General features: G+C 34.8%; 15 protein-coding genes and 1 tRNA gene. 8 read left to right on the top strand and 8 right to left on the bottom strand.

The window, feature by feature from the left end; all coding sequences use genetic code 11:
* Positions 1 to 32 precede the first annotated feature (32 nt).
* Together ACYQZV_RS07620 and ACYQZV_RS07615 are read left to right on the top strand one after the other, a co-directional pair.
* A complete protein-coding gene (locus tag ACYQZV_RS07620; RefSeq protein ID WP_459894646.1) occupies positions 33 to 782 on the top strand; it encodes a dihydroorotate dehydrogenase electron transfer subunit in 750 nt (249 codons plus the stop codon).
* A gap of 9 nt (positions 783 to 791) precedes the next feature.
* Complete coding sequence (locus ACYQZV_RS07615) at positions 792 to 1964, top strand: iron-containing alcohol dehydrogenase (RefSeq protein ID WP_459894644.1); 1173 nt, start codon at positions 792 to 794, stop codon at positions 1962 to 1964.
* A 55-nt stretch (positions 1965 to 2019) separates the two neighbouring features.
* On the opposite strand, the gene ACYQZV_RS07610 is transcribed toward ACYQZV_RS07615, so the two are convergent.
* Positions 2020 to 4725: a diguanylate cyclase gene (locus ACYQZV_RS07610; RefSeq protein WP_459894641.1), complete on the bottom strand. Its 2706-nt coding sequence runs from the start codon at positions 4723 to 4725 to the stop codon at positions 2020 to 2022.
* 65 nt (positions 4726 to 4790) lie between these two features.
* Positions 4791 to 5957, bottom strand: coding sequence for an ATP-binding protein (locus ACYQZV_RS07605; RefSeq protein WP_459894638.1), 1167 nt, complete (start codon positions 5955 to 5957; stop codon positions 4791 to 4793).
* A 146-nt stretch (positions 5958 to 6103) separates the two neighbouring features.
* On the opposite strand from ACYQZV_RS07605, the gene ACYQZV_RS07600 reads away from it, so the two are divergent.
* The 5 genes from ACYQZV_RS07600 to ACYQZV_RS07580 are packed head-to-tail and all read left to right on the top strand — an operon-like array spanning position 6104 to position 12485.
* A complete protein-coding gene (locus ACYQZV_RS07600) occupies positions 6104 to 7513 on the top strand; it encodes a TldD/PmbA family protein (protein WP_459894635.1) in 1410 nt (469 codons plus the stop codon).
* Positions 7488 to 8477 carry a MotE family protein gene (locus tag ACYQZV_RS07595; RefSeq protein WP_459894631.1) on the top strand — a complete coding sequence of 330 codons (990 nt, stop codon included), beginning with the start codon at positions 7488 to 7490 and terminating at the stop codon, positions 8475 to 8477. The genes ACYQZV_RS07600 and ACYQZV_RS07595 overlap by 26 nt, the downstream gene beginning before the upstream one ends.
* A gap of 3 nt (positions 8478 to 8480) precedes the next feature.
* On the top strand, positions 8481 to 10592 hold the full coding sequence (locus ACYQZV_RS07590) for a RelA/SpoT family protein (protein ID WP_459894628.1): 2112 nt from the start codon (positions 8481 to 8483) through the stop codon (positions 10590 to 10592).
* A complete protein-coding gene (locus ACYQZV_RS07585) occupies positions 10589 to 11926 on the top strand; it encodes a UDP-N-acetylmuramoyl-tripeptide--D-alanyl-D-alanine ligase (RefSeq protein WP_459894625.1) in 1338 nt (445 codons plus the stop codon). The genes ACYQZV_RS07590 and ACYQZV_RS07585 overlap by 4 nt, the downstream gene beginning before the upstream one ends.
* Before the next feature lie 25 nt (positions 11927 to 11951).
* Positions 11952 to 12485, top strand: a complete 534-nt coding sequence (locus ACYQZV_RS07580; protein ID WP_459894622.1) for a glycine cleavage system protein H — start codon at positions 11952 to 11954, stop codon at positions 12483 to 12485.
* On the opposite strand, the gene ACYQZV_RS07575 is transcribed toward ACYQZV_RS07580, so the two are convergent.
* The 6 genes from ACYQZV_RS07575 to ACYQZV_RS07550 form a co-directional block, all read right to left on the bottom strand.
* Positions 12482 to 13063: a LolA family protein gene (locus ACYQZV_RS07575; RefSeq protein ID WP_459894620.1), complete on the bottom strand. Its 582-nt coding sequence runs from the start codon at positions 13061 to 13063 to the stop codon at positions 12482 to 12484. The two genes, ACYQZV_RS07580 and ACYQZV_RS07575, sit on opposite strands and share 4 nt — an antisense overlap.
* Positions 13053 to 14183 (bottom strand): zinc-binding metallopeptidase family protein, encoded by a 1131-nt coding sequence (locus ACYQZV_RS07570; RefSeq protein WP_459894618.1) that lies wholly within the window; start codon positions 14181 to 14183, stop codon positions 13053 to 13055. The genes ACYQZV_RS07575 and ACYQZV_RS07570 overlap by 11 nt, the downstream gene beginning before the upstream one ends.
* Positions 14140 to 15057, bottom strand: a complete 918-nt coding sequence (locus ACYQZV_RS07565; protein WP_459894615.1) for a branched-chain amino acid transaminase — start codon at positions 15055 to 15057, stop codon at positions 14140 to 14142. The genes ACYQZV_RS07570 and ACYQZV_RS07565 overlap by 44 nt, the downstream gene beginning before the upstream one ends.
* A gap of 30 nt (positions 15058 to 15087) precedes the next feature.
* Positions 15088 to 15170 (bottom strand) — tRNA-Leu (locus ACYQZV_RS07560).
* Positions 15171 to 15197: 27 nt separating this feature from the next.
* Positions 15198 to 15827 carry an HAD family hydrolase gene (locus ACYQZV_RS07555; RefSeq protein WP_459894612.1) on the bottom strand — a complete coding sequence of 210 codons (630 nt, stop codon included), beginning with the start codon at positions 15825 to 15827 and terminating at the stop codon, positions 15198 to 15200.
* Positions 15827 to 16255 (bottom strand): RsmD family RNA methyltransferase, encoded by a 429-nt coding sequence (locus ACYQZV_RS07550; RefSeq protein ID WP_459894610.1) that lies wholly within the window; start codon positions 16253 to 16255, stop codon positions 15827 to 15829. The genes ACYQZV_RS07555 and ACYQZV_RS07550 overlap by 1 nt, the downstream gene beginning before the upstream one ends.
* Before the next feature lie 62 nt (positions 16256 to 16317).
* Between ACYQZV_RS07550 and ACYQZV_RS07545 the strand changes: the two genes are divergently transcribed.
* Positions 16318 to 16911 (top strand): D-sedoheptulose 7-phosphate isomerase, encoded by a 594-nt coding sequence (locus ACYQZV_RS07545; RefSeq protein WP_459894608.1) that lies wholly within the window; start codon positions 16318 to 16320, stop codon positions 16909 to 16911.

Below are 16911 nucleotides of genomic sequence, written 5' to 3'. Positions count from 1 at the left end.
CTTTTTGTATAATCAACTATTATAATATTCTTATGAAAGATTTAAGGTTGAGAGTGCTAAAAAACCAAAAAGTAGGCAAACATACGTACCTTATGATACTTGAGCTAAAAGAACATATAGATATAAGACCTGGGCATTTTGTTATGATAAAGCCAAACGACACTTTCGATCCTCTAAATAGAAGGGCTTTTGCCATAGCTGATGTAGAAGATGACTCTATTTATATATATTACGATGTAGTAGGTAAAGGCACTTATCTAATGAGCAGCTTAAAAGAAGGAGATTTGGTAGATGCTTTGATGCCCCTTGGAAACGGACTTTTTGAACCAAGCGTTGATAGATTAAATATTGTACTAGCTGGGGGTATTGGTATATCTGGGGTTAGTTTGTTTTGTAAGCTTTTAAAAGCAAAAAACCTAAATTTTAAAGTGTATTACGGGGCAAGGTCAAAAGAGTACATCGTTATGTTGGATTGGTTTGAAAAATACCACATACCTATAGAAATATACACAGACGATGGAAGTTTTGGTAAAAAGGGTTTTGTAACCGATGCCTTAGAAAACGTAGAAGATGCTAAGGTTTACGCATGCGGGCCTACTCCTATGCTTAAAAGCGTGCAATCTATATCAAAGCAAAAGGGTTTTGATAGCTATATATCTTTGGAAAATCCTATGGCTTGCGGATACGGGGTATGCCTTGGGTGTGTAGTAAAATCAAAAGACGGGTATGTAAGGACTTGTGTAGAAGGGCCTGTTTTTAAAAGCGATGAGATAATACTTTAAGGAGAGCTTATGATGTTTAATTATTATATGCCTGTAGACATACACTTTGGGTTTGGCACCATTGCAAAAGTAGGTGAGATAGCAAGAAGGTTTGGTTTTAAAGGACTTATTGTAACAGGTAGGTCCTCTAAAAAACATGGATACCTTGACAAAGTGATATCAAACCTTATACTAAACAACATACCGGATGTTATCATCTACGACGAAATAGAGCCAAATCCCACAGATGTAAGCGTAAATAAAGGGGCTAGGATAGCCGCTGAAAATAAGGTGGACTTCATAATAGGTCTTGGTGGGGGTTCTATACTTGATGCTGCTAAAGCTATAGCAATAGTATCTTCCAACGAAGGTTTTGCTTGGGAGTATGTGTTTTATCCAGAAGGCCCAAAATCTATACCATATTATACAAGACCTGTGATAGCAATACCAACTACCGCAGGGACCGGCTCTGAGGTAAACAAATACTCTGTAATATCAAACCCAAACAGAAAAGAAAAATTAGCCATAGCTCACTCGTTAAACTATCCTAAGGTGGCGATAGTAGACCCAGAGCTTACCATGAGCATGGACAAAGACCTTACCGCCACCACCGGTATGGATGCTTTTTATCACGCCTTAGAATCTTACACCAATAGGCTTACAAATAGGCTTGCAGAAGACTTGGCTGCCTTAGCCTTAAGGCTTATATTAAAATGGCTTGAAATAGCTTACGAAGACGGTTCTAACAAAGAAGCTAGAGAAAATATGAGCTACGCCGCTATGCTTGCCGGTATTGCCATAGACCAAAAAAGGGCCGGCCTTATACATGCGATGGAGCATCCAATCTCTGGAAGGTATCCTCAAGTAGCCCACGCAAAAGGTCTATCCGCTTTAGGATATTATGTAACCCTTTACAACATAAGAAGAGCACCTGAAAAGTATAGAAAATTAGCCCAAGAAATAGGTCTAAAAGATGAATACCATCTTCTTGAAAAGCTAAAAACTCTCACTCAAACGTTAAATCTACCCCTTAGCCTAAAAGACTTAGGAATAACCGACCAAGACCTACCTTCTATGCTCACAGAAGATGTCTACTTTACCGGTAGAAACGCTTTTAATATAAATCCAGCAGAGATTACAGAAAAAGAGGTAGAGACCATCTACAAAGCCTCTTTGCTAGGAGACGAAAGCTTAGTGCCATAAAAACAAGCCTCTGGCGAGGCCACTGTGCTTTTAAAGGATATGCATATTAATAAGCCTATAAGGCCACTACTTTGTTTCTCCCTGTTCTTTTTGCTTGGTATAGAGCATCGTCTACTCGCTTTAACAGGGTTTCTTTTGTATCGTCTTTTTGTAAGGATATAACACCAAATGAACATGTTATGCTGAAGTCCTCTTCAAATGAAAATCTTTCTATTTCTTGTCTTAGCTTTTCAGCCAAAGCCTTTGCATCTTCTAAAGTGGTTTCTGGTGCTATTATAACAAACTCCTCACCGCCATATCTTGCCAATATATCTGTAGCTCTTATATTTGATGATACTATATTCGCTATGACCTTTAATGCTTTGTCTCCTATGTCATGCCCATAAGAATCGTTTATGTGTTTGAAAAAATCTATATCAAACATCGTGATGCTCAAAGGTCTATCGTATCTTTTGGCGAGCGTCATATATTCTTCTAACTTTTCTTCCAAGCATCTTCTATTGCATACTCCAGTAAGAGCATCTTTTGTAGATAGCTCTTCAAAGTATTTTATGATTTTTGACTCCTCTGTAATATCTTGCAATATACAAAGTATAAGCGTTTCATGGTTTTGATTTACACGGTTCATAGTCAGCTTTAGTACAACGTTTTCATCTTTTTTCATGGTTATATCGCTTATAGTAAAAAGACCGCTCTCATCTGCTGTCATTTTTTTTAAATAGCTTTTTATAAGCTCTTTTTTATCGTCGTCTAATATAAGAAAGTCTTCGAAGGTTTTTATATCTTGGTTTTTTATCATAGTATCAAAATATCTATTCTTATATGTAAGCTCTATCTCTAAAGCTTCCAAGTTCTTCACTTTAAATATAAAAGCTCCAAAATTAGCTTTATCTAGTATGTTTTCCAATACCTTCTTTTCTTTTGTCAATATATCTCTTAACTGTTTTTCTTGGGTAATATCCACAAAGCTAAATATGGCAATATCTTTATTGGTTAAATCTTTTGTTATGATTAAAGAGCCCTTTACATACACAAGGCGGTTGTTTTTGTTTATTAGGTTAAATTCTTGTAAAAGCATTGATTTTTTGTTTGTGAAGGCTTCTATTATATCTTTTGTATGTATTGGAGAAAGCACATCAAATATGCTCATCTGTGATATCTCTTTTTCTTCATATCCAAAAAGCTCAAAAAAGTAGTTATTTGCATAATAAATATTTTCTATATCAAACACAATCACACCTATTTGGGTATTCTCTGCTATGTTTTTAAGAAGTTCATTTCTATAGTTTAACTCCCTTCTTATGCTTATACTTTTTAAGGCGTTTTCTATTTTTTCTTTAAGCTGCGTGATAAAAAGTTCATAATCTTCAAAGTATTCTTTTACATTTGAACATATACAAAGAGCACCGTAGCGTTTACCATCTTTTAATATGGGTATTGCAAAGGATGAGAGTGTCCCTCTTTCTAAAAGCTTTTCTTTTACATACTCGTCTTTTATATCCTCTATATTTTTGTGGTATACTGGGCTTTTAAGATAAAAAGCTTCAAATATGGGAAAATTTCCTTCTTTATCTTTTTCATTTTGAACACAACTCATAGAAGATGAGTTTATACTTATAGTGCCTTCTTTGTTTACCATAAGGCATACATCTTTTGATATATCTTCTTTTTCTAAAAGCCTAACAAGTTTTTCTAAAAACTCTTCTTCTGTATCTGATGCATTTGAAATGTGCTCTATCTCTTTTAAAATCTCTAAAAACTTCTTGGCTCTCTCTTCTCTTGTTGTGTCGTATATGATGGATAGAAGATATATTTTACCCTCCAGCAAAATAGGCGATGAGAACACGTCCACATCCCTTATCTCTCCAGATTTAAGCTTATGTTTAAATTTAAATCTATTTATCTCTTTATTTTTGGCTTTTGATATGAGCTCTTTCATCTCTTTTTCGCTCAAAGTGTTTATATCCCAAGATTTTAAAGTGGTTATCTCTTCTTTTGTATATCCATAAAACTCCAGTGCTGCTTGATTGGCGTTTACGATGCTGTAAGTATCAGGGTCTATTAAAAGTATAGGTATACTATGACCCTCTAAAAATGTTTTATAAAACTCTCTTTCTGATTCTAGGCTATATATTGCTATGGCAGTCACTATCAGTATGTTTAGATATCTCATGCGCCAGTATATGCCGTATAGATTTTCTACATCTTTTTCCTTTATAAGCTTATAAAAGTATTGAGCGGCATAATGAAGTCTCTCGTGTGCTTTGTGGACATCTTCTTTAACATCGTTTGGGATTGCTGATTTTTCTATTTCCTTGTAGACTGGACAAGATTTTGCATCCATCGTTATAGAAGGTGTTTCGTTTAACTCAATATAATCTTTTGTTATGTCGTCTTTAAATTGTGCACTTGATTTTAGAAGCCCAGGCAATATATTCTCAGTATACAAAGTGGATTCCAAAGTTTCCGAATCTTCTATACATCTTATGGCATAGCCCCTTGCTATATTTTCTTCAAAAATTTTAAAGAAAAGATATATCTTATCGTAAGCTTCCTCTGTGAATTTGTGTGTTTGAAAATATTCTTTTATAAAGCTGTTTTTTATATTATCTATGTTGTGCTTTATATAGTTTATATGGGTTTTATCATAGGACTCATAGCCTATCTTTTTTATGATTTCTTCATCTATTAACCCTGTGTTCAAGTAATCATCTATCAATTTTTTTATGCTTTCTTTATACACACAATCTTGAGTTTCCATAGTTGTATAATTATAGCAAAAAAAAAAAAAAAAACGATTTTGGAAATATTTTAAATAAGCGGGGATTATAACTTTAAAAACTTTTCAACGCTATCAACAACAAGCTTTGTTTTAGCTTCATAGTTGTTAAAAACTTCTATTTGTTTTTTAGTCATTTCGGCGTTGTACTTTACTTCTATTAGGATTTTATCTTCTGTTAGAAAATCTATTTCAACGTTATTTTCATAAATATAACAGGGTCTTTTAGATTTTATTTTTAAAAATACTAAATTTTCAAATATTGCTCCCTTATCTTTAAAACCTGCAACTGCGTTTTTTATACCCACATCGGCGACATAAACTTTTTTGGAAGACCTTAATCTCTCGTTCAATTTGCCACATCTTTCTATGGTATATATTAAAAATGTGTCTTTAAAATATTCAAAGAATCTTCTCGTGGTATCTACGCTTATTCCAAGCACTTTAGATATTTTGTTCAAACTAAACTGTTTTCCGGACCTTTCCATAAGAAGATAGAAAAAATCTCTCAACACCGACGCCTCTTTTATGTTGTGAAAATTTATAATATCTTTATATATAATGTCATCGATGAGCTGTTTTATATATTCTATATCCTCTGTTATTACATATTGAGGTATACCACCCAATTCCATATACTTTTCAAAGTATGTATAAGTTAGGTGAGCGTTTGCTTTGGTTATCCTAAGATTTTTAAAAGATAAAAACTCTTCAAAGTCAAGGGGTAAAACTTCAATTATTCTACTTCTTCCAGTAAGATATGCGTTTTCATCTTTTAATATAGAGGCCGACGAAGACGTAGCAAATAATTTTATGTTGTATAAATCGTATATATTTTTAAGTTGTTGTGAAAAATCTTTCTTATGAGCTATCTCATCAAGAAAGACATAAACTCTTTGTCCAAAGGGTATACCTTGTATCTTAAAATAATCTTCCAATATATCAAGCAAAGTTTTATTTTCTATACCGTAAAAATCAAGCGATATGTAAAATACATGTTTAGGGTTTATGTTGCGTTTATTTATCAAATTGCTTATTATAAGCTTAAAAATGGTTGATTTTCCTACTCTTCTGATACCTGTTATTAACTCTATTTCTTTTTCATCAAGATATCCCATTAGCTTATTCACATACTTTGGCCTTTCAACGGCGTTTATCTTGTAATCACCTTCCCACCAAGGGTTGAACCTATAAAACACCTCCTCTATGTCCATACATTAATATTATACGATACCATCTTATAAAAAGCCATAAAATTATACGATGCTATCGTAAACTATTTATACCAAGCAATAAGCTTGACTACTTTCTTGGTTGAAGATAAATTAATAGAGTTAGACTATTTTAAAAGGAGTGTTTTATGATTTTAGAAGCGATAGATGTAAAAGAACTTTTGCAGGAAAAGGCTGGTTATATACTATCATTTTTGATGGGAAACGGCGGAGAGTATGGAGAGATTTTTTATGAGAGCTCTTTAAATACCAGAATAACATTTGAAAACAACAAAGTAGACAAGATAGAACACGGCGAAGATATAGGCGTAGGTCTTAGGCTTATAAAAAATCACAGAGTATACTATGGATACTCCACGGAGTTTGATATAGATGCTCTTACGGAGCTTGCAAAAACCATAGCAAACACCTCTTCCCAAGGACCTATAAAAGTAGGGAAATCTTATTCAAAGGCTTATATGCCAATAGAGATAGACCCAGAAGATATAGAACTTTCAAAGAAAATAGAGATTTTAAGAAAAGCAAACGACGAGGCAAGGTCTTTTGGAGATTACATCAAACAAGTAAGCGCTGTTTTGATGGATAAAAAAAGAGAGATAATGATAATAAACTCTTTGGGAGAGCACGTAGAAGATACCCAGACTAGAACTATTTTTTATACAGAAGTGGTATCTTACAAAGACGGTATTCTTCAAAGAGGTTATGAATCTATGGGGGGCAATGTAGGTTTTGAGCTTTTTGAAAAAAGAAAACCAGAAGAAATAGCTTCTATAGCCGCAAAAAGGGCTATTATGCTTTTGGATGCAAAACCAGCACCGGCGGGTAGTTTTACCATAGTGATGTCTTCAGAAGCAGGTGGTACAATGGTACATGAAGCTGTAGGCCATGGGCTTGAGGCGGATTTAGTCCAACAAGGTCAGTCTGTTTATAAAGATAAAATAGGTCAAAAAGTGGCTTCTTCTTTGGTGAGCGTGATAGACGACGCTACAATCCCTGGTATGAACGGCTCTTTTAATTTTGACGACGAAGGTGTGGAGGCCCAAAGGACAGTACTTATAGAAGACGGTGTTTTGGTGGGATATATGTACGATAGATTAAGAGCTATGAAAGATGGGGTAAAATCCACTGGCAACGGTAGACGCCAAAGCTATGCTCATCCACCTGTTGTACGTATGACAAATACTTTTATTAAAAGCGGTAAAACAAATCCAGAAGATATAATAAAAGATACGAAAAAAGGTATTTTGGTAAAGAAAATGGGAGGCGGACAAGTAAACACTATTACAGGAGATTTTGTTTTTGACGTGATGGAAGGCTATATTATAGAAAATGGTCAAATTACGTATCCAATAAGAGGAGCGACGCTCATAGGCAATGGCCCTAAAGCTCTTGAAGATATAGATGCCGTTGGTTACGATGAGGGTTTTGCTATAGGTACTTGTGGTAAAGATGGCCAGGGAGTGCCTGTTTCAGACGCTCAACCCACTATACGTATAAAATCTATGACACTTGGTGGATGTGAGGTTTGCAGTGGATAAAATAATAGACATAAAAAAGCAAGAGCTAAACCTAAAACTATCCGAGTTAAACAGGATAAAAGATGAAATAAACGCTTTGGAAAGTGAAAGAAAAGATATAGAGAATGCTATGGAACTTCTAAATAAAGATGCTTCTTCTTACCATGAATATATAGCAAACTTGGTAGCTTATCAAAAGCTATACATAAGGTTGAAAACCATAGAGAAAACGATTAACGAGAAGAAGATATTGGAGGAGGCTTTGGCTGAAGAGGCAAAAGATATTGTTAGAGACATCAAAGCTTTGGAGATTATAAAACACACCAAACTAATAGAACATGCTAAAAAAGAGCTTTACAAAGAAGAGATGGATGCTAGTTTTTTCTACAACCTAAAACATTTTTACATAGTTTTTATAACATTGTTTTTGGCTTTTAGCATAAGAAGTTTTGGAGCACCGGCTTTGTATCAAAACGCTAAAAGTCAAATAAACCAAGCTATAAACCAAGACCAGCAAAATCTAAACACCATTTTAGACCAAAAGCTTCAAAAGTTAGAAAAAGAAAAGAAAGAGCTTCAAACCCTTCTTAAACAGCAAGAAGAACTTCAAAAGCTTCAAAAGAAAAAACAAGAAGAGGCTAAGAAGAAAAAAGCCAAGGAAGAGCAAGAAATACAAAAGTATGTAAAAGTTGTAGCTGCAGCCGATAGCGACCAGGCAGGAGCTATGCTAAACGACGTGGACCCCGAGATAGCCGCTAAGATACTTGTGATGCTTCCATCAAGAAAAGCAGGAAACATACTCTCTGCGATGGACCCTAAAAAAGCCGCTCTTGTTACCGATTATATTATGACGCATAAAAAAGAACTAAACGCCATGAAAAAAGAGATTATGAATACCAAAAACGAGGCTCAAAATCAAACTGTGCCATCTTCTTCTTCAAATCAAAACCAACCGCAGCAGTCTCCACCAGCCCCACCAGGATAAGATATGAAAACTTTGGATAAAACCACCGAAAAACACATAGAAGAGCTCTTAAGCAAATACAAAGAGCATGAAGATATCATAAATAAAGCTATCGATTTTATATATCAAAAGCATGAAAACCAAACAAGAAAATCTGGAGAACCGTATGTAAGCCATCCTATAGCTGTAGCAAGCATACTTTCTTCCATAGGTATGGATTATTATAGTGTTGTAGCTGGTCTTTTACACGATGTAGTAGAAGATACCGATACAACCGTTGACGAGATAAAAAAAGAGTTTGGACCACAGATAGCAAGCCTTGTGGATGGTCTTACCAAGATAGACAAATACAAGTTTTCTTCAAAGGAACAAGCTAAAGCTGAAAACTACAGAAAAATGCTATTTGCCATGTCAAGGGACGTAAGGGTCATAGTTATAAAGTTGGCAGATAGACTACACAATATGAGAACTCTTGATTACATGCCAAGAGCTAAACAACTTGAAATAGCCAAAGAAACCATAGACATATATGCCCCAATAGCTCATAGACTTGGTATATGGAGCATAAAAAAAGAGCTGGAAGACCTATATTTAAAATATACACATCCAGAAGATTACGAAAAAATAAAAGATTTTGTCCAAAAAATAAGTGCGGAGTCAGAGGTTTATTTAAAAAAATACTTTATACCAAGAGTAGTAGAGGCTATAAATGATTTTTTCAAAGATAAAAAACCAAGCTATACTATACAGTATAGACAAAAGCATATATACAGCATATATCAAAAGCTAAAGCGAAAAAATTTAAGCTTAGAGGATTTGCAGGATATTCTTGGTATAAGGGTAATAGTGGAGGATGTGGCAGAGTGTTATACTGTTTTAGGTATAGTTCATAGTATTTTTAGACCTATACCAGGAAGCTTTGACGACTACATATCGCTCCCAAAACCAAACATGTATCAATCTTTACACACCGCCGTGGAAGGACCAAAAAAGAGGGTTGTAGAAGTGCAAATAAGGACTTATGAAATGCACGAAAGAGCAGAAAAAGGTATAGCAGCTCATTGGGCTTACAAAGAAAACTCTTCTACAAAAGATAACTCCATATTTGCATGGTTAAGAGATGTCTTAAATGATATAAAAACCAAAAATGCCAACGAGCTTATAGAAGCCGTTAAAGATGAGCTTTTTGAAGATGAGGTGTTTGTTTTTACGCCAAAAGACGATGTCATAGTGCTTCCAAAAGGAGCCACAGCCCTTGATTTTGCCTATTATATACATACAGATATAGGAAATCATTGCTATAGAGCCGTGGTAAACAACAAGATAGTGCCTCTTTCTTATACGCTTCAAAGTGGAGATAGAATACAAATTATAACCCACCCTTCCCAAAGTCCAAAAATAGAGTGGCTTAAAATAGTAACCACAAAAAAGGCAAAAACCCGTATTAGGCTTTTCTTAAAAGCAAAAGAAAAAGAGCTTGCCATAGAAGAAGGCTACAAAACCCTCTCAAAGCTTTCGGAGAAACTGAATGTAAGTTTTGAAGACATGTTAAAAAAACTGACCTCACATTTTGATACAAACGAAATAGAGCTTTTTGCCAACGTAGGTTTTGGTAAAATACCAATAAATAGGGTAATAAAGGTTTTTTCCAAAGAAAAAGAGCAAAAAGTTTTAAAAGATGAAGGTAAAGAAGGTTCATTAAAACTTGAAAACATATCAAATGTGCTTTTTAGCGTAGCAAAATGCTGTATGCCTATACCTGGAGACCCGGTAATGGGTGTTATATCAAAAAATGCTGGCATTGTTATACATCATGAGAAATGTCCAAATCTTCAATATGCCATTAGGAATATACCTCAAAAGGTGGTAAAGATAGACTGGAAAGGACAAGACACGCTGTACACCACAAAGGTAAGGGTAATCGCCTCAGATAGACCGGGTATATTGTCGGAAGTGTCTTTGGCTTTTACAAAATCAAGCATAAATATAATAGAAGCCTCTACAAAAACCAACAACCTAAACATAGCCAATATGGATTTTAAAGTGCAACTTAGAAACACAAAGGACCTAAAGAGAGCTTTTGATGAGATAAAATCTATAAAAGGTGTAGAGAGTGTAAGAAGGGTTTTCGGATGAACTCTTTAGAGATAGCCAACAAATTAAACCTAATTCACGAAGGAAAGCCATTTTATATTAAAGATGTATTTTTTGATTCAAGAGAACCAATAAAAGATGCCTTGTTTGTGGCTATAAAAGGTGAGAAAACAGATGGTCATCTTTATATAAAAGAGCTTCTTGACAAAGATATAGCTGGGTTTTTGGTAAGAGGAGATTTTGATTGCAAAGACATACTGGCAAAAGGTAAATCTTGTTTAAAAGCCAAAGATACGATAAAGGCTTTGCAGGGCATAGCCTCCTTGAAAAGGGAAAACCTTAAAGGGGTTGTGGTAGCGGTAGCTGGTTCTGCTGGTAAAACCACCACAAAAGAGCTAATAGCTCATGTGCTTCCTGGGAAGGTGCATAAAACCTACAAAAACTTTAACTCTCAAATAGGGCTTCCAAAGGTGGTGATAACAGCAGGTGATTATATAGATTATCTAGTTTTGGAGATGGGAGCCACCGCTCTAGAAGATATTAAGAAGCTTACGCATATCGCCAAACAACATATAGGGGTTATATCTTCTATAGGAGAAGAGCATCTGGAGAGTTTTGGTTCTATAGAAAATGTTGTAAAAGGAAACTTTGAGGTATTTGACTCGCCAAATCTTCTATCTGGTATATACCCTAAGGCTTTTCATGGCTTTTATAAAAAAGATTACGGGCTTAGCTTTTGTAGATTTAGAGATGATGCTGATATAAGAGTAAAAAACGTCTATATAGATGAAGAAGGCACACATTTTGAGATAATGGATATTAATTTTACTATACCAGTTTTGAGTATAGGCATAGCAGAAAGTGCTGGAGCAGCAGTGGGGGTGCTTTTGTCTCTTGGTATAGATTGGAAAGAGTTAAAAGATAGATTTGAAAGTTTTAGAGGTGTGCAAGGAAGGATGCAACTTGTAAAAAAAGGTTTTTTGAAGATAGTAGACGATACCTACAATGCGAATCCTGTTTCTGTAAAAAATGCTATCCTTACTCTTGATAGTTTTAAAGCTTTTAATAAAATAATAGTACTTGGAGATATGCTTGAAATGGGAGCATACTCAAAAGCTTTACACGAAAAGGTGGGAGCGATGCTAAAAGCCTCTCATATAGACACGATATATCTTTATGGGAAAGACATGAAATACGCTTACAATGTGTTGAGATTTTCCAACAAAACAGTATTTTATTTTGAAAATCAAGAGGAGCTTTCTTCTTATCTTATTAAAAGCCTAAAACAAAAAACCGATAATACGATGGTACTTGTTAAAGGTTCCAGAGGCATGTATATGGAAAATATTGTAAGAGAGCTTATAAATAGGTTATAATATAGACTTGTAAACGGAGGTACATATGGAAGACTTAGGAAAAGATGAAGTGGTGGTAGGAAGATATATAGTAAAAACACAAAAGTATTACTATTCAAAAGATCACGTATGGGTTTTGGTAAAAGGTAATATTGCAAGGGTAGGCATAACAGATTACGCTCAGTTTCAAGTGGATACCATAGAAGAGGTAAAACTTCCAAGTATTAGCGATTACCTTGAGCCCCAAGATGTAATATGCAGGATAGAAGGCTTAAAAGGCATGTTTGAAGTGTTGTCCCCTATAACTGGCACAGTAGAAAATACAAACTCTTACGTAGAAGACAACCCAACCATAGTAAACGAAGACCCTTATGAAGAGGGATGGCTTGTGGAAGTTAGAATGTCAGACCCCCTTGAGATAGAGGATTTGATGAGTCCTGATGATTATATAGAATACTTAGAAGAAATTATAAGAGATGAGACAGGCTCTATAGGAATAATACACTCACCAGACATATTGGAAGAAGAACCGTTAGAAGATATTCCAGAAGACGAGCTTGGCTACGAGGAAGAGCGTTAGTTTAGTTTAAAAATCCTTTCATTTAGCTTTTCACCATAAAAGCCCAAAACTTTTATGTATAAAACTCCTTTGTTGGGCATATATACATAAAAAGATTTAGGTGTGAGGGTTTTGTCCAGTTTTAATATTACGTAGTCTATATCTTTAAAAGGCTTAGCTTTAGGGATAAAAAGCACTTCGTAATAACCATTTTGATAAGAGGTTAAGATAGGTCTAAAGGCATCTTCTATATGTTTGTTTAATACGCTAAGACCTTTTACCTCCTCATTCTTTCCTTTTGACGTATAAGCTGAGTTTTTATTGTAAAGGATAGTGTTTTTACCATCGTAAAGTATCACAAATTGGTGGGGCTTTTTGTAGGTTATCTTTATCTTAAAAGGTGGTTTGTTTTCTATGTAAGCATCTCCATAAGAGGTTATAGGGGTTGTATAACCTACTGGATAAAACCTCTGTTCAAAATCTATTTTTACAATACTCATATGTTTTAATTTGTATAAAAATTTGTTCATAATATCATCGGCAGCAAACGTTAAAGATATCAAAAAAATATTTAACAACACTATATATTTAAAGCGCATGAAACCTCCTTAAAAATCCAGACAATATATCAAACCAAGCGTAAAGCTCTTCAAATCTCAAGCTTTCTACATTGTCGTATTTTGTATTTGATATTATACAAGGGTAAGACCCAAACATGAGCGTTTTAATATCTTTGTTCTTGAAAGGTGCATGCAAAAAAGATAGTGTGTTTGATTTTACAAAAAATACATTTTTGTTGAGGCTTTTAACATATTTATAAAACTTATCACCCATATAAATGGCGTTTTCACCATAAGCATCCTCGTAAAAACAGCTCTTGTTAGCCCATCCCATATTGAAAATAGATATTGCGTAATAAACATACTTATGTTTTTTGTCTATATGTTTACGTACCCCTTCAAAAGTTTTGTCATCTTCTGTAAAAAAAAACCTAAATTTAAAATCGCTGTTGTAAGTTTTACAAAAAGACTGGGCTAAACCAAGGCTTAAAGCCACAGAGGATGCGCTATATATGGCCCCTTGACTTTCTTCTTTTGAGCTTATAGATGCAACAATATACACAATTGGACCCCTTCCTATATCAAAAAAAATATTTTCTACAACACCTTGTTCCTCTTTTTCGGGAACCAAGCTTATGTAAGTAAGTTCTTCAAGGTATTCTAAATCTTTTTGGCTTATAGAAAAAACTGGCATATCGTAATTAAATATTCTATGATAAAAGGATATGCTAAAATCAACAAGAGCAAATATAACTCCCTTTGGCTTTAAAAAATTTATCTTATCTTTGTAAAGGTCTATATCTAGTATATCTTTTAATAAAATCACAGGGATATATCCATCGAGGGTATTTACATACCTTAGCTTCTCTATTTCTAAAAACACCACTTTACCCTCTATGGGCTCTCTAAACTCGTTTAATATATTTAACGTTATAAGTTTTTTGGCTTTTAAAAGCAAATTAGACGTAGAGGTTTTTATATTTACCTCCTCAACATTTAAAGGTAGATTATGTTTGATAGCAAACTCTTTTATGAAGTTCTTGGTGTAATTCGCTCCAACAGAGCCTATATTTCTTGGGTATTTTGATATTTCGTCGCATACATCTTTTATAAACCTATGTGTCATATACTGGTGTAAGCCAGTGTCTATATCTATCAACGTTTCCCCTCACCGCATCAAAGTATAATTTCTGAAGCTTTTGAGTTATAGATCCTATATTTCCGTCACCTATAGGTCTATTGTCTATCATGATTACTGGCGTTATCTCGGCGGCGGTACCTGTTAGAAATACTTCGTCTGCCATATATAGCTCGCTTCTTGCTATAGACCTCTCCTCTACTTCTAAAAAAAGCTCATTTTTGGCAAGTTTTACAATAGCTCTTCTTGTTATGCCTTCCAAAATTCCCTCGCTAAAAGACGGCGTTATAAGCTTTTTACCCCTTACTATGAAGATATTTTCTCCAGAACCCTCTGCTATGTTGCCTTGTTCGTTTAAGAGTATAGCCTCGTCATACCCAGACATCAAAGCTTCTGTCTTGGCTAAAGCGCTATTTACATAAGCACCAGCCACTTTCCAGCGAGACGGTATAGAGTTGTCAGGGTTTCTTTTCCAAGAAGACACTTTTGCATGAATGCCCTTTGATGTATCCAAATATCTTCCAAACTTATAAGTGTATATGGCTATCTCTGGCGTGAAATCTTTAAGCTTAGGAGTAAGCGCCAAATCTTTGAAGTAAACAAAAGGTCTTATATAGGTGTCTTCCTTTATTTCGCTTTTTCTTAAAATCTCCTTCGTGATTTCTGTCAACTCTTCTGGAGTTTTGTTTAAATTCATAAACATAGCTTTTGCGTTTTTTAAAAGCCTAGCGTAATGCTCATTTGAAAAAAGAATATAGAGTTGTTTGTGTTCTTCGTTGTAGTAAGTGCGTATACCCTCAAAAACTATAGTCCCATAGTGTATAGAATTGGTTTTAATATTTAAATTTGCTTGCTCCACTGGTATTATGTTTCCTTCAAAATAAGCGTAGTCCATTAACCACCTCTTAAAAAATCAAAATAAAAATGCCGAAGGTGGGACTTGAACCCACATGCCCTTGCAGGCGGGGGATTTTGAGTCCCCTGTGTCTGCCATTCCACCACTTCGGCTAGCTAATATAATATCATATAGAGTCTTCACAAGTCAATGATTTCATAAAAGCTTTTTAGAATAAAATCTGGCTTGGCATCATCTTTTAGCTTCACATAGCCCCAGCTTGCAAGAGCGCTTTTGCAGTTTGAGCTTTTGGCACTTTCAATATCAACGTAAGTATCTCCTATTACAACGGTATTTTCTGGATAGACGTTTAGTCGTTCCAAGGTTTTTAGTATAGGCACAGGAGAGGGTTTTCTTTCGTTGTAGGTTTCTGGACCTACTATACATTCAAAATAATGTTCTACGTTTAGGGCTTTTAATATAATAGTGCTTAATTCTAACGGTTTGTTTGAAACTACGGCGATTTTTTTGTTTTTTGATTTTAAAAGCTCTAATACGTTTAAAGCACCCTCAAAAAGCTTTGTATGTTTTATTGGTTCTTTTGCATAATAAGATTTAAATATTTGTATCGCTTTTTCTAAATGATTTTCATCTTGTAAAAGTCCTTTAAGAAGCTCTTTTGCTCCAGAGCCTATATATTTTCTTATCTCTTCTTTGGATTTTTCTTCAAAACCAAGCTCTTTCAACGTCTTGTTGGCAGCAGACGCTATGTCTTCCAAAGAATCTATCAAAGTGCCATCCAAATCAAATATGTACCCTTCAAACCTCATCAAAGCTCCTCTTTGTACCAAAAAGATATGGCGCTATCTCCATATACCCTCTTGTCGTTTGAACCAAAGTCTAACTTTGAACTATGTTCTAATACAAAAAGACCACCCTCCGAAAGGACGTTTTTTACCAAAAAAAGAAGCTTTTCATAATCGGAAAACTTGTAAGGAGGGTCTGCAAACACTATGTCAAAACGCTCTTTTGTAGTTTTTAAAAAAGCTAAAGCATCTTTTTTTATAAATGTTATACCTTTAGTTTTTAGGTTTTTAGAAGAAATATCAACAGCCACCGGTTTAGCTCCCCTATTTTTAGCCTCTAACGATATTGCCCCGCTTCCTGCGAAAAGCTCCAAAAAACTAAGCCCCTCTATATCCCCAAGTATATTAAAAAGTGCCATTTTTAGCATTGAAGACGTTGGCCTGTAAGACATTAGATTATTATATCATTTTAAAATCCCAAAACTAAATATCAAAGATAATTTATAATATCTTTATGGAAAAGTTGTTAAATATTGTACAAGACTCTTTTACAAGCAGCATAGAAACCAAAAAAGCTTTTTTAGAAATGTATAAAGACAGAATAGTGGAAGTGGGACTTATTATGGCTAGGGCACTTATGGATGGCAACAAAATATTGTTTTTTGGCAACGGTGGTTCTGCGGCAGATTCACAGCATTTGGCAGCCGAGATTGTGGGGCGCTACAAAAAAGAGAGAAAGGGTCTTCCTTCCATAGCGCTTACCACAGATACTTCTATACTTACAGCCGTTGGCAACGATTATGGATTTGACACCGTATTTGAAAGGCAGATAGAAGCCCTTTGCATGCCTGGGGACATAGCAATTGGCATATCTACATCTGGAAACTCTCCAAACGTTATAAGAGGGCTTATGAAAGCTCACGATATGGGGGCTACCACAATAGCTTTTACTGGTAAGCAAGGGGGCAAGGTGGTGGATATAGCCCACTATAGCTTTATAGTGCCCTCTTACGATACCGCTAGAATCCAAGAATGCCATATTACCCTTGGGCATACTCTTTGTGAAATCATAGATGAAGTTGTAAATGAAAATTCAGCTATGGCCTAA

Source organism: Hydrogenobaculum acidophilum (assembly GCF_054656715.1).
Note: the sequence above shows the minus strand (reverse complement) of the source record. Positions and strands in the feature narration are given on the sequence as shown.

What these genes read in the sequence shown, in the direction of transcription:
- ACYQZV_RS07580 (WP_459894622.1), top strand. Translation starts at nt 11,952, where the DNA reads ATGGAAGACTTAGGAAAAGATGAAGTGGTGGTAGGAAGATATATAGTA.
- ACYQZV_RS07575 (WP_459894620.1), bottom strand. Translation starts at nt 13,063, where the DNA reads ATGCGCTTTAAATATATAGTGTTGTTAAATATTTTTTTGATATCTTTA.
- ACYQZV_RS07605 (WP_459894638.1), bottom strand. Translation starts at nt 5,957, where the DNA reads ATGGACATAGAGGAGGTGTTTTATAGGTTCAACCCTTGGTGGGAAGGT.
- ACYQZV_RS07550 (WP_459894610.1), bottom strand. Translation starts at nt 16,255, where the DNA reads ATGTCTTACAGGCCAACGTCTTCAATGCTAAAAATGGCACTTTTTAAT.
- ACYQZV_RS07600 (WP_459894635.1), top strand. Translation starts at nt 6,104, where the DNA reads ATGATTTTAGAAGCGATAGATGTAAAAGAACTTTTGCAGGAAAAGGCT.
- ACYQZV_RS07555 (WP_459894612.1), bottom strand. Translation starts at nt 15,827, where the DNA reads ATGAGGTTTGAAGGGTACATATTTGATTTGGATGGCACTTTGATAGAT.
- ACYQZV_RS07620 (WP_459894646.1), top strand. Translation starts at nt 33, where the DNA reads ATGAAAGATTTAAGGTTGAGAGTGCTAAAAAACCAAAAAGTAGGCAAA.
- ACYQZV_RS07565 (WP_459894615.1), bottom strand. Translation starts at nt 15,057, where the DNA reads ATGGACTACGCTTATTTTGAAGGAAACATAATACCAGTGGAGCAAGCA.
- ACYQZV_RS07610 (WP_459894641.1), bottom strand. Translation starts at nt 4,725, where the DNA reads ATGGAAACTCAAGATTGTGTGTATAAAGAAAGCATAAAAAAATTGATA.
- ACYQZV_RS07590 (WP_459894628.1), top strand. Translation starts at nt 8,481, where the DNA reads ATGAAAACTTTGGATAAAACCACCGAAAAACACATAGAAGAGCTCTTA.
- ACYQZV_RS07545 (WP_459894608.1), top strand. Translation starts at nt 16,318, where the DNA reads ATGGAAAAGTTGTTAAATATTGTACAAGACTCTTTTACAAGCAGCATA.
- ACYQZV_RS07615 (WP_459894644.1), top strand. Translation starts at nt 792, where the DNA reads ATGATGTTTAATTATTATATGCCTGTAGACATACACTTTGGGTTTGGC.
- ACYQZV_RS07585 (WP_459894625.1), top strand. Translation starts at nt 10,589, where the DNA reads ATGAACTCTTTAGAGATAGCCAACAAATTAAACCTAATTCACGAAGGA.